A 22,735-nucleotide genomic window follows, 5' to 3' on the forward strand; every position below is an offset into this window, starting at 1 on the left:
CGGCTTGCTTCTCTCTCTATTCGGCCGCGTCCGGCGTGGCCAACCCGTGCAGGTTAGCGTAGATGCGCGCCGCGAGGGCGTCATTGATGCCTTCCACCTTGGCGATTTCCGCTTCACCGGCGGCTTTCAGCCCGACCAGCCCGCCGAAATGCTTGAGCAGGCTGGCGCGTCGGCGGGGGCCGATACCGGGAATGTCTTCCAGCTTGCTGGTCATGCGCGCCTTCTGCCGCCGCCCACGGTGGCCGGTGATGGCGAACCGGTGCGCCTCATCGCGCACCTGCTGGATGAACTGCAGGGCGGGATTGGCCGCACCGGGGCGCAGCTCGCGGCCATCGGGCATCACCAGCGCTTCGTGACCGGCGCGGCGCTCCACGCCCTTGGCCACGCCCACCAGCAGCACCCCTTCCACGCCCAGGTCGGCCAGCGCGGCCTGCGCCTGCGCCAGCTGGCCGGCACCGCCGTCGATCAGCAGCACATCCGGCAGCACCCCCTGCTCTTCCACCGCGCGGCGGAAACGGCGGTCGATGGCCTGGTGCATGGCGGCGTAGTCATCGCCCGGTTCGATGCCGCTGATGTTGAAGCGACGGTACTGCGCGCGCACGGGGCCGGCCGCATCGAACACCACACACGAGGCCACGGTCGCCTCGCCCATGGTGTGGCTGATATCGAAACACTCCACCCGCTTGACCGGTTCGGCCAGGCCCAGCATTTCACGCAGGGCATCGCTGCGCGCATGCTGCGCATTGCGGCTGTTGAGCTCGGTGGCCAGGGTCAGCTGCGCATTGCGGCTGGCCAGCTCCACATAGCCGGCGCGCTCGCCGCGCACGTTCCACTTCAACTGCACCTTGCGCTCGGCCGAGGCCGACAGCGCCGCCACCAGCAGATCGGCATCGGGAATCTCGCGGTCGAGCAGGATCTCGCGCGGCGGTTCGAACTCGATGTAGTACTGCGACACGAAAGCTGCCAGCACTTCTTCCGGGCTCTCTTCGCCGTTGGTGCGCGGGAAGAACGGGCGCGTGCCCAGGTTGCGGCCATCACGGAACGCCAGCAGCAGCACGCAGGCCTGCGAGCCCTGCATGGCCACGGCCAGCACGTCCAGGTCGGCAGCGCGGCCGTCCACGTACTGGCGGGTCTGCATGCTGCGCAGCGAGGCGATCAGATCGCGCAGGCGCGCGGCCTGCTCGAACTCCAGCGCCTCGCTGGCCTGCTGCATCTGTTCCCCCAGCTCACGGGTCAGCTCATCGCTCTTGCCCTCCAGGAACAGCGCCGCGCGACGCACCGATTCGGCGTATTCGTTGGCTGGCACCAGGTCCACGCACGGCGCGCTGCAGCGACCGATCTGGTACTGCAGGCAGGGCCGGGAGCGGTTGCGGAACACGCTGTCTTCGCAGCTGCGCAGCTTGAACAGCTTGTGCATCAGGTTCAGCGTTTCGCGCACCGCGGTGACGCCCGGGTAGGGACCGAAGTAGCGCCCGGGAATGGCGCGCGGGCCGCGATGCAGGGCGATGCGCGGCCAGTCTTCGCGGGTCAGCAGCACGTGCGGGTAGGTCTTGTCGTCGCGCAGGGACACGTTGTAGCGCGGCGACAGCGATTTGATCAGCTGGTTTTCCAGCAGCAGCGCTTCGGCTTCCGAGCGCGTGACCGTCACGTCCATGCGCGCGATCTGCGACAGCATCGACATGATGCGCGCATTCTTCGGGCTGCCGTTGAAGTAGCTGCCGACGCGGTTGCGCAGCGCGCGCGCCTTGCCCACGTACAGCAGCGTGTCGTCGGCGGCGTACATGCGGTAGACGCCGGGCGCAGTACTCAACTGGCCCGCGAAGGCCTTGCCGTCGAAGGCCGGGGCAGACGCGGAACTCATTCGCTGATCGGCACTTCGCTCAGCACGCCGCTGTCTGGATCGAAGCGCAACACGGCGTGGCCGTCGGTTTCGGCAATCCACACTGCGCCGGCACCCACCGCCAGCCCGGCCGGGCCCTGCAGGCGGCGCGGCAGCGGCTGGGTCACCAGTTCACCGCCGCCCAGGCGCAGCGTGCGCAGGCGGCCGTTGCCGGTGTCGGCAATCCACAGCAGCGGCGCATCGGGGCTGAGCGCGATCGCCTGCGGGAACTGCAGGCTGGCCTGCGCGCGCGGGCCATCGTCATCGCCGAAGCGCCAGGCGCCCTGCCCGATCAGGGTCTGCACCAGGTCGCCGCGCAGCTGCAGCGCACGGATCGATGAGCCCAGCGCGTCGGCCACGTACAGCACCTGCTGCACCACCGCCACCGCCGTGGGCTGGGCAAATGCCGCCAGATGGCCGCTGCCATCGCGCTCGTCGAGGGCACCGCTGCCGGCGCGCCACTGCAGGCTGCGCAGGCCCAGGTGGAAGCTCCACAGGCGGTTGTCGCCGGCCATGGCGATGTGCAGCTGGTTGTCGGCGATGGCCAGCCCCACCGGGTGGTCCAGTGACACCTGGCGGGCCTGCGCCACCGGGCCCTCCACCGGTGCACCGGGGCGGCCGTTGCCACACACGGTGTCGACCTGGCCGGTCATCAGGTTGATGCGGCGCACGGCGTGATTGCCGGTGTCGGCCACATAGAGTGATTCGCGCTCCAGGGCCAGGCCCTGCGGGCGGTTGAAGGCCGCCTCGGCCAGGTTGCCGTCCATGAAATCGGCGGTGCCCAAGCCGAACTGGCGCAGCACGCGCCCGCCATGGCTGCATTCGAGGATGCGGTGGTGGCCGCTGTCGGCGATGTACAGCCGTTCCTGGCTGACCGCCAGCCCCAGCGGGAAGCGCAGCGGGTGCCGCGGCTCGGGCTGCAGTTCGCTGCCACCCCGCGGCGGCGCGGCCGGCGCGCCTTCGCACAGCGCATTGAGCGCCCGCTCCAGCTCGCCCGGTGCGCCCATGCCCACCAGTCGCTGCTGCTCGCGCCCCTGCGCGTCCAGCAGCACCAGGGTCGGCCACGCAGTCACGCCGAAGCGGCGCCAGCCATCCCAGTCGGCGTCCAGCAGGGCCGGCATCACCAGCCCCTGTCGGCGCAGCAGCTTCAGCGCCGCAGGCGCTTCACGCTCGAAATCGAAGCGCGGCACCTGCAGCACCAGCGGCTGCAGCTTGCCGGGGTTGCGCGACAGCCATTGGCCGAACTCCGCCAGGCGCTGCGCACTCCACGCCGAGGCGGCGTTGACGAACAACAGAGCGACCGGCCGACCGCGCAGCTCGGTCAGGGTGCAGGGCGCGGCGTTGAGCCACGTGGCGAATTCCGGCAGGTCCGGGACGGGCTGGACGTTCATGGCTCGATTATGCCGGAGTCGGCGTCATGCAACAGTCGTGCCACGACAGATTTTGCCGCGTCGTCCACCATCGTCCAGACCTGCTCGAAGTGGTCCTGGCCGCCGGTGTAGGGGTCGGGAATGGCGCCACCGCGCAGCGCGGCCCACGGCAGGTACAGCGCCAGGCGGTCCCTGCCCTGTGCATCCGCCAGGCGCCCGGCGTCGCGCAGATTGGCCTCATCGGCGCACAGCACCCAATCAAAGCGGTCGAAATCGGCGGCCTGCAGCTGGCGTGCGCGCAGGCCGCTGATGTCCACGCCATGCCGTGCCGCGCAGGCAATCGCACGCCGGTCCGGCGGCTCGCCAACATGCCAGTCGCCCGTGCCGGCCGAATCCACCTGCACCCGCCCCGCCAAGGGCGAGGCCTGCAGTCGCGCGCGCAGCGCCCCTTCGGCCATCGGCGAGCGGCAGATGTTGCCCAGGCAGACCAGCAGCAGCTTCATCGGCCGCCCATGGCCTGCAGGCGTGCCTCGGCGCGTTCCAGGTCTTCAGGCGTATCGATGCCCGGCGGGAACGCTTCGGGCGAGATCGCCACGCTGATCGCATGGCCGGCCTCCAGCACACGCAGCTGCTCCAGCGCTTCCACCTGCTCCAGCTGGCCCGGCGGCATCGCCGCGAACTGCTGCAGGAACCCGGCGCGGTAACCATAGATGCCGATATGGCGCAGCCAGCGATGGCCGTCCGGCAACACCTCGCGGCTGCGCGCGAAGCCGTCGCGGTGCCAGGCGATCGGCGCGCGGCTGAAGTACATGGCCTCGTTACGCACGTTGCGCACCAGCTTCACCACGTTCGGATCGAACAGGGTATGGGCGTCTTCCACGGCCGTGGCCAGGGTCGACATCGGCGCATCACCTTCGACCAGCGCCTGGGCCACCGCGCGGATGCCTGTGGCCGGCGCAAACGGTTCGTCGCCCTGCAGGTTGACCACCACGGTGTCATCGGCCCAGCCGGCAATGCGCGCGCACTCGGCCAGGCGGTCGGTACCGGAGGCGTGGCTGCTGGCGGTCATCGCCACCTTCACCTCAGCCAGCCCGGCAAGCGCGTCGGCAATGCGGGTGTCATCGGTGGCGACCCAGACCTCGCGCGCACCGGCCTGCAGCGCGCGGTGCGCCACGTGCAGCACCAGCGGTTCGCCGCCCAGCAGCCGCAGTGGCTTGCCGGGCAGCCGCGACGCGGCATAGCGGGCGGGAATGGCAACGACGAAATCATTCATGCAGGCAGTACTCGGCAGGCGCGATACAGCAGGAATGCGGCCGGCAACGCGCAGATGCAAGCGTCCGGCGGCCGCTCAGTTCGGGCGCAGCTTGTCCAGGCGATCGGTCAGGGCCACCCAGAACGCCGCAGGCAGATCGGCGCGCAGCGGCACCGCAAAGTGCCAGTCGTTGCCGAAGGCCCGGCACTTCACCGCGTCTTTTTCGGTCATCAGCACCGGCAACTGGCTGCCGAAGGACAGGTCCTGCGGCTGGTACACCTGGTGGTCGGCGAACGCGTGCGGCACCACGCCGATGCCGCGCGCGCGCAGCATGTCGAAGAAGCGCTGCGGGTGCGCGATGCCGGCCACCGCATGCACGCGCTGCCCGGCAAACGAGGACAGCGGTCGACTGCGCCCGCCCGGCAGCGGCTGCGCGCTGTCGATCTGCAGGGCCATCGGCCACTGGCCGAACCCACAGGCCTGCGCGGCCGCGGCCGCATCGGCCTGGCCCAGGTTGACCACGCGGAAATCGCAATGCTCGGCGCGGCTGACCGGCTCGCGCAACGGCCCGGCCGGGATCATCCGGCCGTTGCCATAGCGGCGCTGTGCGTCCACGACTTCGATCTCGATGTCACGTGCCAACCGGTAATGCTGCAGACCGTCGTCACAGACGATCACGTTGCAGCCGGCGTCCACCAGCGCCTTGCCCGCGGCCACGCGGTCGCTGTCCACGCGCACGGGAACGCCGGTTTTCCAGGCGATCAGCACCGGTTCGTCACCGCCCAGTGCGGTGGACGTATCGGCGTCCACCCAGCGCGCGGTGCCGGCGTCGTCGCGGCCATAGCCACGGCTGGCCACGCCCGGCTTCCAGCCGGCCTCGCGCAGGCGGTTGACCAGTTCGATCGTCAGCGGCGTCTTGCCGGTGCCGCCCGCGGTGATGTTGCCGACCACGATGACCGGGACCGGCAGCGCATGGCGCTTGCGCCAGCCACGGCGGTACAGCTGCCGGCGCAGGCCGGCAATGCCGGCGTAGACCGGTGCCAGCAGGCGCATCGGCCACGGCACCGGGCTGCCGTCGTACCAGTACGCGGGGGTCTGGGTGCCCTTTGCAGCCATCAGTCCTGCCTGTCGCGGAACTGCATGCTGTGCAGGTGCTGGTACAACCCGCCCATGGCCAGCAGTTCCTGGTGGGTGCCGCGTTCGACGATACGGCCATGATCCATCACCAGCACCTGGTCGGCGTGTTCGATGGTGGACAGGCGGTGCGCGATCACGAGCGTGGTGCGCTCGGGCATCAGGCGCTGCAGCGCATCCTGCACCAGGCGTTCGGATTCGTTGTCCAGCGCCGCGGTTGCCTCGTCCAGGATCAGGATCGGGGCATCGCGCAGGATCGCGCGGGCAATGGCCAGGCGCTGGCGCTGGCCGCCGGACAGCAGCGCACCGTTCTCGCCCACCGGCGTCTGCAGCTGCTGCGGCATGCGCGCGATGAACTCCCAGGCATTGGCCGCTTCGGCCGCGGCCCGGATCTGTTCGTCGGTCGCATCCATGCCGTAGGCGATGTTGGCGGCGATGGTGTCATCGAACAGCATGACCTTCTGCCCGACCATGGCCACCTGCCGGCGCAGGTCGGACAGCGGGTACTCGTCCAGCGGCACCCCGTCGAGCGCGATGACGCCGCCGCTGGGCTCGTAGAAGCGCGGCACCAGCCGGATCAGGCTGGTCTTGCCGCTGCCGGAGCGGCCGACGATGGCGGTGACCGTACCGGGCCTGGCCACGAAGCTGATGTCGTCCAGCGCGATGCCGCTGTCTTCGCGGTAGCGCAGCATCACGTGGTCGAACGACAGTTCGCCACGCACGCGCTGCACGCGGGTGGTGCCGGTATCACGTTCGACCGGCATGTCGATGATGCCGAACAGGCGCTCGGCGGCGGCCACGCCGCGCGAGATCGACGTCTGCACGCTGGTCAACCTGCGCAGCGAAGGAATGATGGCCATCATCGAGGTCATCAGGCCCATGAACTGACCCGCGTTGAGCTTGCCGGCCAGGGCCTCGCGGGTGGACACCCAGACGATCACCGCCAACGCCAGCGCGGCCAGGAACTGGACCACGCTGGAGGCGGCCGCACGGGTCACTTCCACCTTCATATTCAGCGCCAGCATGCGGTTGGCCAGGCGCGAGTAGCGGCTGATCTCGTGCTGCTGGGTGCCGTGCACCTTCACTTCCTGCTGCGCGGCCAGCGACTGCTCGGCGGTCTGCGCCATGGTGCCCATGCCGTCCTGGATGCCGCGGCTGATGCGCCGGTAGCGCTTGCCGACGTAGGACACGATGGCGCCGATCAGCGGCACCACCAGCAGCATCGCCAGGGTCACCTTCACGCTCATCTGCAGCATCACCACCAGCATGGCGATGATGGTCAGGGTGTCGGCCACCATGGTCTTCAACGCATCGGCGCTGGCCTGGGTGACCTGCTCGGTGTCGAAGTTCAGGCGGCTGACCATCACCGGCGTGGCTTCGCTATCGAAGTGCGAGGACGGCAGGTGCAGGTACTTGTCCAGCACCTGCTCACGCAGGTCACGGACCACGCTGCGGCCAGTCTTGGCCAGCGTGTAATCGCTGACCCAGGTCGCCAGGCTGCGCATCAGGAACAGGCCAAGGATGGTCAGCGGCAGCACGACGGCAGCGCGCGGCTGCGGGTCGACAAAGCCCTCGTTGACCAGCGGCTCCATCAGCTTGGTGAAGTGGTACCCGGCCAGGGCTTCGACCACCATGGCGATGACCGCGGCCACCATGAACACCCAGTAGGCCCGGGTGTAGCCGAGCAGGCGTTTGTAGATCGGCCACACTGGCGCGTGTTTGGAACTCATGGACGCACCTCTGGCGCTGTTGCGATTGCGATACGGCGGAAGCCGAGCTGGCCCAGCGCATCCTGCGCGGTGACCACGGCCTGGTAGGGAGTGCGCGCGTCGGCGCGCAGCAGCACGGTCTGCTGGCGGTCGCTGCCGGCAACGGCGGCGATGGTCTGCTTGACCGATTCCACGTCGCTGCGCAGCACTTCCTGGTCGTTGATGAAGTAACGCCCTTCGGCGTTGATCAGCACGCTCAGCGAACGCGGCGGCTCGGGGTTCTGCTGGTCGCTGGCCGTCGGCAGCTGCACCTGCAGGGTCGAGCGCGCATCGAAGGTGGTGGTGACCACGAAGAAGATGATCAGCACCAGGATGACGTCGATCAGCGGCACCAGGTCGATGTGCGGCTCATCCTGGGATCGGTCGTTGCCGATGCGCATCGATCAGGCCTTGGCCGTGGCAGGCGCTGCGGCGCGCGCAACCGGGGCCGGGTTCATCACCCCCGGGCGACCATCGAGCGTGTCCAGCAGGGCACTGGCCTCCTGCTCCATCTCCACCACGTAGCCGTGGATGCGGCCTTTGAAGTAGCGATGGAACATCAGCGCCGGAATGGCCACGATCATGCCGGTGGCGGTGCAGACCAGCGCCTTGCCGATACCACCGGCGAGCTGGTTCACATCGCCCACGCCGTGGTCGAGGATGCCCAGGAACATCTGGATCATGCCGATGACGGTACCCAGCAGGCCCAGCAGCGGGCCGGCCGAGGCGATGGTGCCCAGCGCATTGAGGAAACGTTCCATGCGATGCACCAGGTGGCGGCCGGTGTCTTCAATGCGCTCGCGGATCTGGTCGCGCGGGCGGTTGCGGGCTTCCAGCGCGGCCGCCAGCAGGGCGCCCAGCGGCGAGTTGGCGCGCAGGGTCTGCAGGTGGGCCGGGTCGAGCTTGCCGCGTGCGGCCCAGTTGCGCACTTCCTGGCCCAGGCCAGGCGGCAGCACCTCGTTACGCCGCAGGGACCAGAAACGCTCCAGGACGATTGCCAAAGCCAGTACGCCCAACAGCAGCAGCGGCACCATCGGCCAGCCACCGGCCTTGACCAGTTCCCACACGTTTCAACCCTCCGGCCCATCGGCCGCTTGTTCGATCGACGATAGGATAGCAGCCGACCGTGCCCGCCCAGCGGCATCCCACCACCGGGCTGCGTGGACCCGCTGTTCGCGCACCTGCAGGCCTTGTGCGCCAAGCCATACGCGGATCGCGCCGGTGTCGGCGGTGACCAGCACTTCAGCGCCCGCTGCGCGCCAGCGCTGCACTACGTCACGTTTCGGGTGGCCAAAGCGGTTCTGGTGGCCGGCCGAGACCAGCGCCAGGCGGGGCTGCACCGCCGCCACCCAGGCCGGGCTGGAGCTGCCGCCACTGCCGTGGTGCGGCACCAGCACCACCTCGGCGCGCAGGCGGCGCGGGCGCTCCTGCAGCAGCCGCTGTTCGGCGCTGCGGCCGATATCGCCCGGCAACAGCACGGCCCCGTGGGCGCCGGCAATGCGCAGCACGCAGCTGGCTTCATTGCCATCCGCGACCGCGGTGCGGCCGGGGTGCAGCACCTGGAAATCGACCCCGTCCCACTGCCAGCGCAGGCCCTGCCGGCAGAAGGCCAGGGCGCCGGGCGGCGCCTGCCCGGGCGGGGCCAGCACCTGCAGCCCGGGCACCTGTCGGCGCAGAGCTGGCAGCCCGCCGGCGTGATCCAGGTGATCGTGGCTGAGCAGCAGAAGCCGTGGCGGTGCCTGCCCCAGCGCGCGTACGGCCGGCATCAGCACCCGCTCCGCTGCCTCGGCGCCCCCGGGCGGCCCGGCGTCGTACCACAACGCATGGGTGGCCGTTCTCACCAGCACCGCGGCGCCCTGCCCCACATCGTGCACCAGCAGCTCAACCTCGCCGTGGCGCGGCGCCGGCGCCGCTGGCCAGAGCAGCGGCAGGCACAACACGCCACCGGCCAGCAGGCCGCCACTGCCGCGCGGCAGCAGCCACCAGAACACCCCCGCCACCGCCGCCGGCAGTGCCCAGCGTGGCGCTTCGGCCAGCCACCACATGGCCTGTGGCTGCGCCGCCAGCGGCTGCAACGCCTGCCAACTGAGTTCGAACAACCACGCCGCCGCCCGCCACGGCCAGCGCCCCGCGCCGTCATGCACGGCGTGCAGCGCGGTACCGGCCAGCGCGACCGGCACCACCACCAGGCTCCACCAGGGAATGACCGGCAGGTTCAGCAACGGCCCCCAGCGCGCGGTGCCGCCGAACAGCGCGACCGCCAGCGGCAGCAGCGCGACGCTGGCCACGCCCTGCCCCGCCAGCGCGGTGCGCACGTGCTGCCACAGCCCATGCGGGCGTTGCTGCGGCAGGCACCACAACAGCCACAGGACGCCTCCGAAACTGAGCCAGAAGCCGGCCGACAGGATCGACAACGGTGCCGGCAGCACCATCAGCAGCGCGGCCAGGGCCAGGCATTGCGGCACCGATACCGCCCGCCGCGCCACCCGGGCCAGCGCCACCACCGCAATCATCAGGGCCGTGCGCACCGTCGGCAGCTCGGCACCGGCCAACAGCGTGTAGCCGCCCGCCGCCAGCGCCGCCGCGAGGGCGGCCGCCTGCGGGCGTGACACATGGACCGCCAGCGGCGCCCACAGCCGCCACGACATTGAACACAGCAACGCACCGAAGCCGGCCACCAGCCCCACATGGAAGCCGGATATCGCAATGAGGTGGGTCAGGCCCAGGGCACGCAGGTGCTCCCAGTCGGAATCGGTCAGCCCGCGGGTATCGCCCAGCGCCAGCGCCTGCACGAAGCGCGCCGAGGGGCGCCCGACCTGGGTGGCAATGGCATCGCTGCAGGATTCGCGCCATGCCAGCAGGCCGTGGGCCGGCCGCAGCAGCCGGGGTTGCCGCTGCTGCTGCACGCTGGCGCTGCCCGCGAGCCCCTGCAGCAGTGCATGGCGCTCACCGTCGAAGCCGCCGGGATTGATGCGCGAACGCGGCGCCCGTATCCGCAACGCCAGCTGCCACTGCGCGCCGGCGCGCACGGCATGGCGCTGCTCCGCGGCAGCGCCGCCGTTGCGCGCCTCGGCCCCTTTCAGCGCAGACCAGCGCACCTGCAGCCGACGGCCACGCAGCGCAGGCAGGCCATCGGCGTGCGCGACCTGCAGCGTAAAGCGGGTGTGGTCGCGGGCATGGGTCGGCAGATCGACCACCCGACCGCGCACCTGCACCACCTGCGCCGCAGCACCTGGCGGCCACTGCTGCTGCAGCGCTGCATGGCCGTGGCAGGTTGCCCAGCCGAGCCCGAACACGGCGGCCGCCACCACCCGGCCGCGCCAGCGCAGCAGCCAGCCCGGCAACGCCACCACCACCAGCAACATGCCCAGCCACACCGGCAGCAGAGCCGACGCAGCACTACAGGCCAGCACCCCCAGCACCAGCGCGGCGGCGCAGCCGGGGCCAAGGCAGGCAGACGGGGGCACGGTCGCGGCCATGCCCACAGCCTGCAGGCTTGCGGCCCGCAACGGCCATCAGCCGACGCCGTGCTGCGCCGTCAGCGTTCGCTTCGGCGTGACGCCCCGCGGTGGAAGTTCACCCGGAACCGCGCGCCGCCGCCCGGCGCTTCCCCCACGCTCACGCTGCCGCCATGGTGCTGCACGATTTCCTTCACCAGGTGCAGGCCCAGGCCACTGCCGTTGCCAGCCGCTCGCAGGCGATGGAACGGTTCGAAGATCGCTTCGCGATCGCCCACCGGCACCCCTGCGCCCTGGTCGCTGACATCCAGCAGGCCCTGCGGGTCCACCCGCACGCAGATGGTGCCGCGACCGCCGCCGTGCACGATGGCGTTGTGCACCAGGTTGGCGATCACCCGGCCCAGCGCCAGCCCGTCGCCCTGGATCCACACCGGGGTGTCGGGCGCATCCACTTCGAAGCCATAGCCGGCCCCCACCACCAGCGGCGCCAGTTCGGCCGCCGCTTCCCTCACCAGGTGCGCCAGATCCAGCCGCTGCAGTGCGGTCGTGTTGCGATCCAGCCGCTGCAGGTCCAGCAGATGTTCGGCGACATTGCCCAGGCGCGCCACATCGGTCAGCAGCTGCGATTTCAGTTCGCCCTGCGGCAGCTGCGAAAGACGCGCCTGCACCACCGCGATCGGCACGCGCAGCTCGTGGGCGGCATCGGCCAGGAATTTGTCACGTGCGGCATAGCCCTGCTGCACCTTGTCGATGGCATCGTTGAAGGCTTCGACCAGGGGCGCGATTTCGGTGGACACCAGCTGCGCATCCAGGCGCGCGCCGGGCTGGCCCACATCCAGCTCCTTGGCCTGCTGCGCGGAACGACGCACGCCGCGCATGGCGCGGTGGATCACGGTAGGCATCACCAGCAGGGTGACCACGATCAGCGGCAGGAAGAACCACAGCCCGATCAGCCGCAGCACCATCAGGGCGCCGTCGACCAGGCCGCCTTTGGGCGCGCCGCCAACCATCACCGTGATGCGCCGGCCTTCGTCGTAGCGGATCATCACCCGCGCCACATCCAGGTAGGGCGGCACCAGCGAACCCAGTTCGGTCGCGCCCAGCGTCGGCAGGCGCGCCAGCAACGGCGCATGCACGCTGGGCACCTTGCCACGTTCCAGCCACGCGCCGCGGTCATCCACCGCAGCGAACCACAGGTTGCCGCCCGCACGCGCATCGACCTTCTGCCAGCGGGCTTCGTCCAGCTGCAGGCGGCCATCCACGCTGCGCAGCGCATCGGCCACGTCCTCGGCCATGAACATGTCCATGCCCCAGGTGTCCTTGTCACCCCAGGTGATGATCAGCGCGGCCACGGCGAACAGCACGGTGAAGGCCTGCGCCAGGAACAGCCGCCAGGCCAGGCCCAGGGTGATCGAACGGATCTGCCGGGCCATCTCAGACCTCCGCCAGCAGATAACCGACGCCGCGGATCACGTGGATTTCCACGCCCGCCCCGGCCTGCTGCAGCGCCTTGCGCAGCTTGGAGATATGCGCGTCCAGCGCATTGGACTGGATCTCGTCATCGAAGCCGTACACCGCCGCTTCCAGCGCGCTGCGGGTGACGGTGCGCCCCTGGCGCATGGCCAGTGCCTGCAGCACCAGCACCTGGCGCCGCGGCAGCGCCAGCAGCTGGCCATCGACCTCGGCCTGCAGCGATTCGAAGTCGAATGCCAGCCGGCCCAGCACCAGGCGCGGAGTCACCATGGCCGTCGGCCGCCGCGATACCGCGCGGATGCGCGCCATCAGTTCTTCGATGGCGACCGGCTTGACCAGGTAATCGTCGGCACCGACGTCCAGCCCTTCCACCTTGTCCGACAGCGCGCCCTTGGCGGTCAGCATGATCACCGGCAAATTGGGGCGCAGCGCGCGGGCGGTGGCGACGAAGGCCACGCCATCGCCATCGGGCAGCTGCCGGTCCAGCAGCAGCAGCTGGTGTACCGGTTCGCGCAGGGCCAGTGCCGCCTCGGCCAGGCTGCCGACCACGTCGGCGACCACGCCCTGCCGCTCCAGCCCGCTCTGCAGGGCACGGGACAGATCGGGATCGTCTTCGACCAGAAGGATGCGCATCGGAAGCTCGGTGGCGGAAATCGCTGCCGATGATAGTGCCTGTGGCGGCACCGCGACGTGCGCGTCGCGTCCACCGGCCGCGCAATGTTCCGACAATGTTGGCGGCGCAGCATGGGGGCTTGTTCCCTGCCAGATCCTCCCTCGATGTCCCTGCGTTCCCCTGCCCTGCTGCGCCCCCTGCTGTGCACCGTCGCTCTCTCCACGCCGCTGCTGGCAACCGCCCAGGACCAGGAGGCCGCACCGGGCGTGCAGGCCGGCATCACCATCGGTGCGACCACCGGTGCGTACGCGCACTACGATGACAAGCCGCTGGTGGTGCCGGCGCTGGCATGGCAGGGCAAGCGCTTCTTCGCCAGCCCCGGCTCGCTGGGCATGCACCTGTACAAGGCCGATGGCCTGCGGGTATCGGCGGTGGTCACGCCTTACACGCTGCGCTTCAAGACCGACGATGTGAACGATGCGCAGCTGCGCCGCCTGCACAGCCGGCAGATGTCGGCCATGGCCGGCGTCAATGCCGAGTACAAGGCGGATTGGGGCATCGTGGGTGCCAGCGTGCAGCGCGAAGTCAGCGGCCACGGCGGCGGCATGGAATCGAACCTGCACTACAGCTACCCGATCCAGGCCGGCCGTTTCACCTGGGTGCCGCGGGTGGGCGTGGTGCATTCCAGTGCGCGCCTGCTGGACTACTACTACGGCATTTCCAACGAAGAAGCCCTGCGTTCGGGCCTGGCCGCCTACCGCCCTGGCAGCGCCACCTCGCCCAGCCTGCAGATCGCGGTCAGCACGCCGCTGGGCAACAAATGGCGGGCCACCGGCGTGGTCGCCAACCAGTGGTTCGGCGATGCGGTGAAAGACAGCCCCATGACCCGCGATGGCAGCCAGACCTCCGCGTTCATTTCATTGATGCGCGCCTTCTAGCCCGCGCATTCATTGCCCAGAAGGACCTTGCATGGCCGCCGCCAGCCCCCTCCCTGACGCACACGCGATCCTGCGCGCCCCCGACCTGGACAGCGCCGAGCGCGTGTACCTGGGCCTGCTGCCGGACCTGGCCCACGTGGACGCACTCACCCGCCATGCGCTGGGTGCGTCGCGGGCAGCCGATGCCGCCGCACGCGGCTATGTGCTGTCAATGACACTGGTGGGGCTGCGCCTGCAGGAACTGGAGATGGACGAGCCGTGTGCCAGCGCGCACCGCCAGGCCACGCTGCACAGCCTGCGCCAGGCGTTCGCTGCTGCCTGAGCGCGCGATGGGGGCGGTCCGGGCATCCCTGGCCCCGGATTCATCCTCGACCCATGCGCTTGGCACGCGGTTTTCCGCGCTTCGTCGCATGCCGCTACCGGCCGCCGTGCGCCGGTGACAGGCTGGGCTCCCTTTCCGGAGCACCGTGCCATGCCGATGCTTGCCCTGCTTCTGCTGTATGCCGCCGTGCTCGGTGGCGACGAAACGCTGCCGGTGGCGCACGTGCAGGTACGCCTTGGCCAGGACAGCGTGCTGTGCTGGGAACGCGATACCGCCCAGCGCACGCGCTCGCTGGGCCTGTGGCGGCAGACCGACAGCGGCTGGCAGCTGCAGCATCGCCTGCGCGTCAGCAGCGCACGCATGCTCTCTTCATCGCAATGAGGGTCGCGGTTCATCCGCTGCGGCGCCGATGATGCAAGCATGGGCGCCTGTCGAAAGGATGCGCCATGACCCTGTCTTCTTTCATCCGCGCGGGCCTGATGCTGACGTGCGTGCTGCTTGCAGGCTGCTGCCCGTTCGGCAGCGAGATTCGCTCCCGCCCCACGTTCATCAATCCAGGCGTGTCGCCGGCAACATCGCGCGCCCAGGTGGCCGCCTGTGATCGCCAGGGCGCACGCCTGCGCAGCGAGCTGGAACGTCGCTTCGTCGCCACCACGCGCGCGCAGTGTGCGCTGCCGCAGCCCTTCGCCGACTACACGATCGTGAACGCCGCCGGCCAGACCCTGCCGCCTGACGAGGCCGCCGAGCGGCGTGCCAGCCATGTGCAGCGCATGTGTGCGGACCCGGTGCGTACCGACAAGGAACTGGCCGCGCTGTGCCCGGACTGCCGGGCCCGGGCTGACGATCAGGTGGCGCAGTGCCGCACGGAAAAGGGCATCGTGCGCAGCTCGAAGCCGGTGCGGATGTGCAGCATGATCCGTTTCTAGCCGGGCTGCAGAAACGAAAACGCCGGCCCAGGGCCGGCGTTCGGGATTTCCACCGCTGCACCGGCAGTGCCGGGAGCCGGGTGGTGGGCGGTACAGGGTTCGAACCTGTGACCCCTACCATGTCAAGGTAGTGCTCTACCGCTGAGCTAACCGCCCAATGAATCTGCATGTCTGGACTGAAAAACCCGGCTTGCCGGCCGGGTTTGTCTTTCTCACGACAGCCCCTTGCCAGGGACTTCGTGGTGGGCGGTACAGGGTTCGAACCTGTGACCCCTACCATGTCAAGGTAGTGCTCTACCGCTGAGCTAACCGCCCGTTTTTCCTGCATTTCCGCGATTGCGTCGGTGCAGGCCGCGTATATTACGGATGCCGGCGCGCCAGCGCAATAGTTTTGTGAAGGCAACCGACGTTGGCCCGTTCAGCCAAGGCTGGCTTCCTTCAGCTGCCGGATCTGGTCACGCACACGCGCGGCATCCTCGAACTCCAGATCCTTGGCGTGCTGGTACATCTGTTGTTCCAGCGCCTTCAGGCGTGAAGCCAGCTGGGCCGGGCTGAGCGAACGATAGTCCGCAGTCGGCTCGGCCACGCCGCCACGGGCCTTGCCCTTGCCCTTGCGCGCTTCCTTCTCGGCGGCATCCGAACGCGCACCTTCCAGCACGTCGGTGATCGGCCGGGCCACCGAACGCGGCACGATGCCGTGTTCTTCGTTGTACTCGACCTGCTTGGCCCGGCGGCGGTCGGTCTCGTCGATCGCTGCCTGCATGGAACGGGTGATCTTGTCGGCGTACAGGATCGCCTTGCCGCGCACGTTGCGCGCGGCGCGGCCGATGGTCTGGATCAGCGAGCCGGTCGAACGCAGGAAGCCTTCCTTGTCCGCGTCCAGGATCGCCACCAGCGACACCTCGGGCATGTCCAGGCCTTCGCGCAGCAGGTTGATGCCCACCAGCACGTCGAACTTACCCAGGCGCAGGTCGCGGATGATCTCCACGCGCTCGACGGTGTCCACGTCCGAATGCAGGTAGCGCACGCGGATGCCATGCTCGGTCAGGTACTCGGTCAGATTTTCGGCCATGCGCTTGGTCAGCGTGGTGACCAGCACGCGATCGCCCGCCTTGATGCGCTCGTTGGCCTCGCTCATCAGGTCGTCGACCTGGGTGCCGACCGGGCGGATTTCCACCACCGGATCGATCAGGCCGGTCGGGCGCACCACCAGTTCGGTGATCTCATCGGCCGACTCGCGCAGCTCGTACGGGCCCGGCGTGGCCGAGACGTAGATGCTGCGCGGGCAGCGCGCTTCCCATTCCTCGAAGCGCAGCGGCCGGTTGTCCAGCGCCGAAGGCAGGCGGAAGCCGAACTCGACCAGGGTTTCCTTGCGCGACCGGTCACCCTTGAACATGGCACCGATCTGCGGAATGGTCACGTGCGATTCGTCGATCACCAGCAGCGCATCCGGCGGCAGGTAATCAAACAGCGTCGGTGGCGGCTCGCCGGCATTCTTGCCGGTCAGGTGCCGCGAGTAGTTTTCGATGCCGTTGCAGAAGCCCACCTCGGCCATCATTTCGATGTCGAACTGGGTGCGCTGTGCCAGGCGCTGGGCTTCGACCAGCTTGTTCTGCGCGTACAGCTGCTCCAGCCGCTCCTTCAGCTCGACCTTGATGGTTTCCACCGCCGCCAGCACGCGCTCGCGGGTGGTGGCGTAGTGGGTCTTCGGGTACACGGTGAAGCGCTGCAGGTTGCGCATCGTCTCGCCGGTAAGCGGATCGAACATCGTGATCTTCTCGACCTCGCCATCGAACAGCTCGATGCGCAGGGCCTCGCTGTCCGACTCGGCCGGAAACACATCGATCACTTCGCCGCGCACGCGGAAGGTACCGCGCTGCAGTTCGTACTCGTTGCGCGTGTACTGCAGCTGGGTCAGGTGGTTGATCAGGTCGCGCTGGTCGATGCGCTCACCCTTGGACAGGATCAGGCGCAGTGACAGGTAGTCTTCCGGCGCGCCCAGGCCGTAAATGGCCGACACCGTGGCGACCACGATCGCATCCGGGCGCGACAGCAGGGTCTTGGTGGCGGCAAGGCGCATCTGCTCGATGTGCTCGTTGATCGAACTGTCCTTCTCGATGAAGGTGTCCGACGAGGGCACGTACGCTTCGGGCTGGTAGTAATCGTAATAGCTGACGAAATACTCCACCGCGTTGTGCGGGAAGAACGCCTTGAACTCACCATACAGCTGCGCCGCCAGCGTCTTGTTCGGCGCCATGATCAGCGTCGGCTTCTGCACGTTCTGGATGACGTTGGCGATGGTGTAGGTCTTGCCCGAACCGGTGACGCCCAGCAGGGTCTGCTTGGCGATGCCGGCCTGGAAATTGTCGGTCAGCTTCGCGATGGCATCGGGCTGGTCGCCAGCCGGCGAATAGGGCGAAACGAGTTGAAAGCTGTCGCTCATGGTGCTGCCAGATCCCAGGAACCCGCAGTATACCGGCCACTCCAGTGACGACCGGTTGAACCAGAACCCGATTCAGGCAGCGGCAAAACCCGATGGTGCCGCGCCGGCGGCGGGCGGAGGCTGGTGCCCTGCCCGCTGCTGGAGTCCGCCTGATGCTCTCCCCTGCCCCCGGCCACACCCTGGCCGAACTGCTGCTGGCCATGGCGGTGCTGGCGATCCTGGCCTGCCTGGCGGCGCCGCCGTTCGCCGGCCTGCTCGATCGCCTGCGCGCCGACCAGCTGCGCATGCAGCTGCACACGGCGCTGAACCAGGCCCGCAGCACGGCGCTTACCCACCGCCGCTCCGTGCTGGCCTGCCCTAGTAGCGACGGCCTGCAGTGCGGGCAGGACTGGAGCCAGGGCTGGCTGCTGCGCGCCGAACAACCACGGCCGGATGAGGCCGATCCGGCACCACCACTGGCCGCGCGCCAGCTTCAGAGCCATTCCTCATTGCAGGCCTTCAGCACGCACGGTCGCCCGCACATCGTGTTTCGTGCCAGCGGGCGCAGCGCGGGCAGCAATGCGCGCATCCGCGTCTGCCAGCGCGGCCTGACGCAGGCCGAAGTGGTGGTGAGCAATACCGGGCGTGTGCGCTCGCTGCGCAGCGCGTCGCCGGAACCCTGCTGAAGCACGCGGATGGCGGACGCAGAAAAGCAGAAGCCGCGATTTCTCGCGGCTTCTGCAGGATCTGGCGCCCGAAGTTGGACTCGAACCAACGACCCCCTGATTAACAGTCAAGTGCTCTAACCGGCTGAGCTATTCGGGCGGGGAGGCGCATTCTAGTAGCTGCTGCGCGCCGATGCAACACCCCTGCGCGAAATCACCAGCAACCGGCCACCGCACTGGCGCTCGGTGTCTTCACATTGGCCTGGTTCACCGTCATCGTGCCGCACTTGTCCTTGGCCTGCGCGCCCTGCGGCGCCGCCGTCAGGGTGAACGTGCCCTGCGCGGCCTGGATGCTGATCGTGTACTGCGCCGTACCACCTTCGCGCGGCGACTGGATGCTGGTGGTGCCGTTGCTGAAACGGAAGTTGGCGTAGGTGTTGTTGGTGGTGTGCGAACGCTCGGCCATCTGCGCGTATTCCACCATGTCCGCCTTGGCCTGCGCACGCCTCGACTTGCGGATCTGGTCGGTGTACGAGGGATAGGCCACCGCCGCCAGGATCGCCACCACGGCCACCGTGATCATCAGTTCGATCAGGGTGAAGCCGCGGACCTGGCCCATTGCGCGGATTGCTTTGAGTGACATCGCAGGAATCTCCGTTACTGGATCTGGCGCCAGGACTGGCGGCCACAGGGATACGGCACGTACAGCGGCTGCGCGCCGGACACATTGACCACCATCCAGCAGCCCGCACCGGCCGGCACCGTCGGCACACCCGAGCCGTCGTTCGGATTGGTCGGCGGCTGCAGGCGCGGCACCACCGATACGCCCACATCCTTGATCGGCGCGGTGCCCGGCGAGTTCAACGACATGGCAGCCGTGCCGGCGGCGGCGGAGGTACCGGTGGGAGAACCCACCCGCACGCCGGACAGCGCACCGGCACCGCTGCGTGGACTCAGCCCGAACAGCCAGTTCGCACCCGACGTGCTGCAGCCGCTGGTGACTTCCACCGGTGCGTAGGTGGGAATGAACAGGATGCCCGAGGCCAGCTCCGGGTAACCCACCGCGCGTTCGCCGGCAGGAAGATCGACGTACCAGCCCAGTGACGAGGTAGGCGCGGTACCCACCTGCAGCGTACGCGAACCACTGGTGGTGACCACCGCGTTCGGGGTCAGGTTGGCACGCGTGAGCGTGGTGGTGACCGCACCGTTCACCACATCGTTGAAGCCATACAGGCTCTGGATCTGGGTGGACGAGATCGGCAGGGTGTCATCGTTGAAGGAGAAGCTGCCGGTACCGAACATCACCAGCACGCCGCCGCGTTCACCCGATGCCACCTGCAGGCCGCCGGTGATCGGCTGGCGGTAGGTCTGCCCGTTCTGCACGAAGGTGCCGGTGGTGAACACAGGCACGGTGACCGAAGTGGCGGTGGAGGTCAGGTCGAACTTCCACACCGCGCCCTTCAGGTCGGCCGCGTAGACGGTATCGGCGTAGCCGTCGCGCACGCGGCTCGGCTTGTTGGTGACCGGGTCGATGGTCAGGTTGTTCACCCGATCCACCACCACGATGTTGCCCAGGCCATTGCTCCCGGCGATGGTGGAATTGGGCTCTCCCGCTTCGATCATGCGGATGGTCGGCGTACCGGTGCCGATGTCGACCACGAACAGCACGGCCTTGCCACTGGCGCTGGAATAGCCATTGCCGAAGATCGCCTTCCAGCTGACGCTGCCATCGGCCGCGCGCACCGGAACGATGACCGGCTTGCCCAGCACGTGGCCGATGTTGGCCCGCACCGTGGCATCACCGGCCAGATCGTTGATTTCCCACAGGCGGTTGCCCGCCGCGAAGCTGCCCGGTGTGGTCACGTCCAGCGCGAACACGCCGCGCCCGCCGGCGCCGGTGGTGCCGACCAGGGTGGTGTGCCAGCCACCACCGTAGAAGGTATCACCCACGGTCAGCGGACCATCGACGAAGTACTTGTGCACAAACGGCTGGGCGTTCTTCTTGGTCGGGTCGTAAGGCAGCAGCAGGTTGCCCATGTGCCCGTACGAGGTGGCCGGAATGTAACCGAACAGCTCACGACCACCATTGCCGCCGACCGTGCCCGCTGCGTCCATGCCGCCGTCGAACGCATGCAGCATGCCGTCGTTGGCACCGGCATAGACCACGTAGCGGTTGTTGGTGCGCTTGCTGGTCAGGTAGTTGGTATAGCTCGTGCCCAGGGTGCCGCCCAGCGCGCGGTAGCCGAAGTCGTCCACCGGTGCACTGATGACCGGCGTGGAGTTGACGATGTCGCCCAGCGGCGTGGTGCGATCACGCAGCTTGCCACCGTTGCGGACTTCACCACTGCTCTCGCCCAGCAGGTAATTGGCTGCACTGGTGGCATCGGCACCCAGCGCCGCCAGGTTCGCGGAGGTACAGATCGACTGCGCCGGATACAGCGTGCTGGACAGGTTGCAGAGCCCGGCCAGGGTAACCGTGGTACCGCTGAACTTGCGCACGCTGCTGCCGTCGTTGAAGAACACATTGCGCGCGGCCGCGGCAGGCATCTGCGCACTGGCTTCCCAGCGCGTGGTGTACTGCGCCTCGCGGGTGGTGGGGTTCACCGACACGCTGCTCGCGGTCAGCTTGCTGTACCAGTCGGTGCCGTTGTTCTGTACGTCGTACATCGGGGTGACGGTCAGCGAACCGGTACCGATGCGCGCGCCACTGAGTGCGAACGTACCCGACGGCGTCTGCCCCGACCCCACCGCCGACAGCACCCGGCGCATGGCCTCGGTCACGTCCGACGGGGTCTTGGCATTGATGAACTCACCGCGGCTGTTGATGGCGGCGTGCCACAGCTCGTCGATCACGCGACCATCGTCATCGGTCAGCGGGTCGCCATTGGCGTTCCAGTTCGGCGGGTTGGCATACGGGTCATCGGTGGCGGCCTGGTTGACCTCGTAGATCAGGCCCTGCGCGCCCAGGGTGACGCCGTAGAAGTTCATGTGCAGGTTGGTCTGGCAGTCCAGTCGCTTCCAGTCAGGCGAGGACTGGCTGAGCGTGCTGCACTGATCCGGCACCGGGACCAGGCCGGTGGGGAAACTGGCACCCGTGCGCAGCGGGGTGGAGCCACCGGCGTAGTACGACGCGGCGATGTCGGCAATGGTGTTGCTGTAGCCATCGGCGAACGGCTGGGTCGGGAAGAACTTGCCGCCGGCGCTGTCGGCGTTGCCATAGCCGCTGGCCGAGTTGCCCACGTTGGTATAGCCGTCGGTGAACAGCATGCCGCCGTTCTTCTGGCAGGCGCGGATGACCGGTGCGCCAGCGTCGGTACGCCGGAACTGCTCGCCCAGGTAAGCCACGGCCTGCCGGTTCGGGGTACCGCCATTGGGCTTGAGCCGGTAGATCTGCCCGAACAGGTCCGAGCGCTGCGAGGTGACGTCGTACATGGTCACGTTGTTGCGGGCATTGATGGTGAAATAGCCCACGCGCATGTTGTCCACGCCCACCATGGCGTGCGAGGACGAGCCGACCATCGACAGGATGCGGTTGCGGTGATATTGGAACCAGTTGGCGAAGTTGCGCTGCGCGTTGGCCAGGTCGGCCGTATTGGCGCCGTAGTTCTCCGGCAGGATCTGGTAGCGACGCATGTTGCAGCCCGGGCCGCAGGCATTGCTGATCAGCGGGCGGTTGGCGTCGCCGGTGAGGTAGCCGGCCGGCGCGGCCTGGTCGGCCGGCAGGTAGAAGGTGGCCGGTACATAGGCGATCTGCACCGTGCAGTCCGCACGCACCAGCACGTCACTGCCCAGATTGGTCCAGACGTTGCCCGAACTGGCCAGGCCGTTGCCATTGTTGTTGTTGCTGTTGCAGGTGCGCCCGTTCGACCGGTAGCGGGTACCGGCCGGAATGGTCATGCCGGTGACGAACTGGAACGCCTCGCCATTGACCTGGCGCGAGGACAGGTCGTACACGGTGTTGTAACCGGTAGTGAAATCACTGCCGTAGACGGTCGGGTCACGCGGATCAACGCGTGCCGCGGAGAACGTGGCGTTCGGCCAGAGCATGTTGCCGCCGCTGTCACGCACTGGCAGGCTCCACGGCTCGTAGGTCACGGCCGGGTTGTAGTAGCTGGCGTTGTAGGTGGGCGAACGGGCAAAACCAAACGCATCGATCGGCGGGATCGCGCGGCCCGGCGAATACGAGGTGTTGAAGTTCGAGTGCGGGAACAGGTAGAGGTAGCAGTCGGTGGAGTTGTTGCCACAGGCTTCGCCCACGTTGTAGAACACGCCGGCCGAACTGAAGAAGCTGCTGCCGTTCCACTGCATGCGACCATCGCCACCACGGAAGATCCGCTCGAAGGTCATCGAGTTGGAATCGTCCACGGCCATGATGAAGGCCGGCGGGATCGAGGTGGTGTTGTTCAGCGGCGCCTGGGCAAGGGCGCCCTGCCCCTGCGCGGCGAACAGGCTGTAGGCGAAGTAGCCACCCACGCCGAGCACGGCGAAGGCAGACGCGGCGATGATCCGGGAAGTGCGACGGGACATGCCGGCGG

19 protein-coding genes and 3 tRNA genes are annotated in these 22,735 nt (G+C 68.5%); 5 read left to right on the plus strand and 17 right to left on the minus strand.

What is annotated here, in order from left to right:
• Positions 1 to 16 precede the first annotated feature (16 nt).
• The 11 genes from uvrC to G4G00_RS05040 form a co-directional block, all read right to left on the minus strand.
• Complete coding sequence (gene uvrC / locus G4G00_RS04990; protein WP_108752706.1) at positions 17 to 1,861, minus strand: excinuclease ABC subunit UvrC; 1,845 nt, start codon at positions 1,859 to 1,861, stop codon at positions 17 to 19.
• Positions 1,858 to 3,270: a hypothetical protein gene (locus G4G00_RS04995; protein WP_164271638.1), complete on the minus strand. Its 1,413-nt coding sequence runs from the start codon at positions 3,268 to 3,270 to the stop codon at positions 1,858 to 1,860. Before G4G00_RS04995 ends, uvrC begins: the two co-directional genes overlap by 4 nt.
• A complete protein-coding gene (locus tag G4G00_RS05000; RefSeq protein ID WP_164271641.1) occupies positions 3,267 to 3,752 on the minus strand; it encodes a low molecular weight protein-tyrosine-phosphatase in 486 nt (161 codons plus the stop codon). Before G4G00_RS05000 ends, G4G00_RS04995 begins: the two co-directional genes overlap by 4 nt.
• A complete protein-coding gene (kdsB, locus tag G4G00_RS05005; RefSeq protein WP_164271643.1) occupies positions 3,749 to 4,522 on the minus strand; it encodes a 3-deoxy-manno-octulosonate cytidylyltransferase in 774 nt (257 codons plus the stop codon). The genes G4G00_RS05000 and kdsB overlap by 4 nt, the downstream gene beginning before the upstream one ends.
• A gap of 75 nt (positions 4,523 to 4,597) precedes the next feature.
• On the minus strand, positions 4,598 to 5,617 hold the full coding sequence (lpxK, locus tag G4G00_RS05010) for a tetraacyldisaccharide 4'-kinase (RefSeq protein ID WP_108752702.1): 1,020 nt from the start codon (positions 5,615 to 5,617) through the stop codon (positions 4,598 to 4,600).
• A complete protein-coding gene (gene msbA / locus G4G00_RS05015) occupies positions 5,617 to 7,365 on the minus strand; it encodes a lipid A export permease/ATP-binding protein MsbA (RefSeq protein WP_108752701.1) in 1,749 nt (582 codons plus the stop codon). Before msbA ends, lpxK begins: the two co-directional genes overlap by 1 nt.
• Positions 7,362 to 7,784, minus strand: coding sequence for a biopolymer transporter ExbD (locus tag G4G00_RS05020; protein WP_108749183.1), 423 nt, complete (start codon positions 7,782 to 7,784; stop codon positions 7,362 to 7,364). Before G4G00_RS05020 ends, msbA begins: the two co-directional genes overlap by 4 nt.
• A 3-nt stretch (positions 7,785 to 7,787) precedes the next feature.
• The gene (locus tag G4G00_RS05025; RefSeq protein ID WP_108749182.1) at positions 7,788 to 8,450 is read right to left on the minus strand and encodes a MotA/TolQ/ExbB proton channel family protein; all 663 of its coding nucleotides are present in this window, start codon (positions 8,448 to 8,450) and stop codon (positions 7,788 to 7,790) included.
• Positions 8,451 to 8,453: 3 nt separating this feature from the next.
• Positions 8,454 to 10,862: a DNA internalization-related competence protein ComEC/Rec2 gene (locus G4G00_RS05030; protein ID WP_164271646.1), complete on the minus strand. Its 2,409-nt coding sequence runs from the start codon at positions 10,860 to 10,862 to the stop codon at positions 8,454 to 8,456.
• Between the two features lie 59 nt (positions 10,863 to 10,921).
• Entirely contained in the window at positions 10,922 to 12,274 is a 1,353-nt protein-coding gene (locus G4G00_RS05035; protein ID WP_108752699.1) for a HAMP domain-containing sensor histidine kinase, read from the minus strand.
• Position 12,275: 1 nt separating this feature from the next.
• A complete protein-coding gene (locus tag G4G00_RS05040) occupies positions 12,276 to 12,947 on the minus strand; it encodes a response regulator transcription factor (RefSeq protein WP_108752698.1) in 672 nt (223 codons plus the stop codon).
• Positions 12,948 to 13,091: 144 nt separating this feature from the next.
• On the opposite strand from G4G00_RS05040, the gene G4G00_RS05045 reads away from it, so the two are divergent.
• The 4 genes from G4G00_RS05045 (at position 13,092) to G4G00_RS05060 (ending at position 15,113) form a co-directional block, all read left to right on the plus strand.
• Positions 13,092 to 13,865, plus strand: coding sequence for a MipA/OmpV family protein (locus tag G4G00_RS05045; protein ID WP_108752697.1), 774 nt, complete (start codon positions 13,092 to 13,094; stop codon positions 13,863 to 13,865).
• A gap of 31 nt (positions 13,866 to 13,896) precedes the next feature.
• The gene (locus G4G00_RS05050) at positions 13,897 to 14,187 is read left to right on the plus strand and encodes a hypothetical protein (protein ID WP_108752696.1); all 291 of its coding nucleotides are present in this window, start codon (positions 13,897 to 13,899) and stop codon (positions 14,185 to 14,187) included.
• A 150-nt stretch (positions 14,188 to 14,337) separates the two neighbouring features.
• On the plus strand, positions 14,338 to 14,568 hold the full coding sequence (locus G4G00_RS05055) for a hypothetical protein (protein WP_108752695.1): 231 nt from the start codon (positions 14,338 to 14,340) through the stop codon (positions 14,566 to 14,568).
• A gap of 65 nt (positions 14,569 to 14,633) precedes the next feature.
• Entirely contained in the window at positions 14,634 to 15,113 is a 480-nt protein-coding gene (locus tag G4G00_RS05060) for a hypothetical protein (RefSeq protein ID WP_164271649.1), read from the plus strand.
• An 81-nt stretch (positions 15,114 to 15,194) separates the two neighbouring features.
• On the opposite strand, the gene G4G00_RS05065 is transcribed toward G4G00_RS05060, so the two are convergent.
• The 3 genes from G4G00_RS05065 to uvrB form a co-directional block, all read right to left on the minus strand.
• Positions 15,195 to 15,269: transfer RNA gene (locus tag G4G00_RS05065), tRNA-Val, on the minus strand.
• Between the two features lie 84 nt (positions 15,270 to 15,353).
• Positions 15,354 to 15,428 (minus strand) — tRNA-Val (locus G4G00_RS05070).
• A gap of 103 nt (positions 15,429 to 15,531) precedes the next feature.
• Positions 15,532 to 17,556: an excinuclease ABC subunit UvrB gene (gene uvrB / locus G4G00_RS05075; protein WP_108752693.1), complete on the minus strand. Its 2,025-nt coding sequence runs from the start codon at positions 17,554 to 17,556 to the stop codon at positions 15,532 to 15,534.
• A 152-nt stretch (positions 17,557 to 17,708) separates the two neighbouring features.
• Between uvrB and G4G00_RS05080 the strand changes: the two genes are divergently transcribed.
• Positions 17,709 to 18,221: a GspH/FimT family pseudopilin gene (locus tag G4G00_RS05080; RefSeq protein ID WP_159093948.1), complete on the plus strand. Its 513-nt coding sequence runs from the start codon at positions 17,709 to 17,711 to the stop codon at positions 18,219 to 18,221.
• A gap of 62 nt (positions 18,222 to 18,283) precedes the next feature.
• On the opposite strand, the gene G4G00_RS05085 is transcribed toward G4G00_RS05080, so the two are convergent.
• From G4G00_RS05085 to G4G00_RS05095, 3 genes are all read right to left on the minus strand, one after another.
• Positions 18,284 to 18,360: transfer RNA gene (locus G4G00_RS05085), tRNA-Asn, on the minus strand.
• 54 nt (positions 18,361 to 18,414) lie between these two features.
• A complete protein-coding gene (locus tag G4G00_RS05090) occupies positions 18,415 to 18,843 on the minus strand; it encodes a type IV pilin protein (RefSeq protein WP_108752691.1) in 429 nt (142 codons plus the stop codon).
• A gap of 14 nt (positions 18,844 to 18,857) precedes the next feature.
• The gene (locus G4G00_RS05095; RefSeq protein ID WP_108752690.1) at positions 18,858 to 22,727 is read right to left on the minus strand and encodes a PilC/PilY family type IV pilus protein; all 3,870 of its coding nucleotides are present in this window, start codon (positions 22,725 to 22,727) and stop codon (positions 18,858 to 18,860) included.
• Positions 22,728 to 22,735 lie beyond the last annotated feature (8 nt).

Origin of the sequence: Stenotrophomonas sp. B1-1 (genome assembly GCF_010894375.1) — a bacterium.
Lineage (GTDB): Bacteria > Pseudomonadota > Gammaproteobacteria > Xanthomonadales > Xanthomonadaceae > Stenotrophomonas.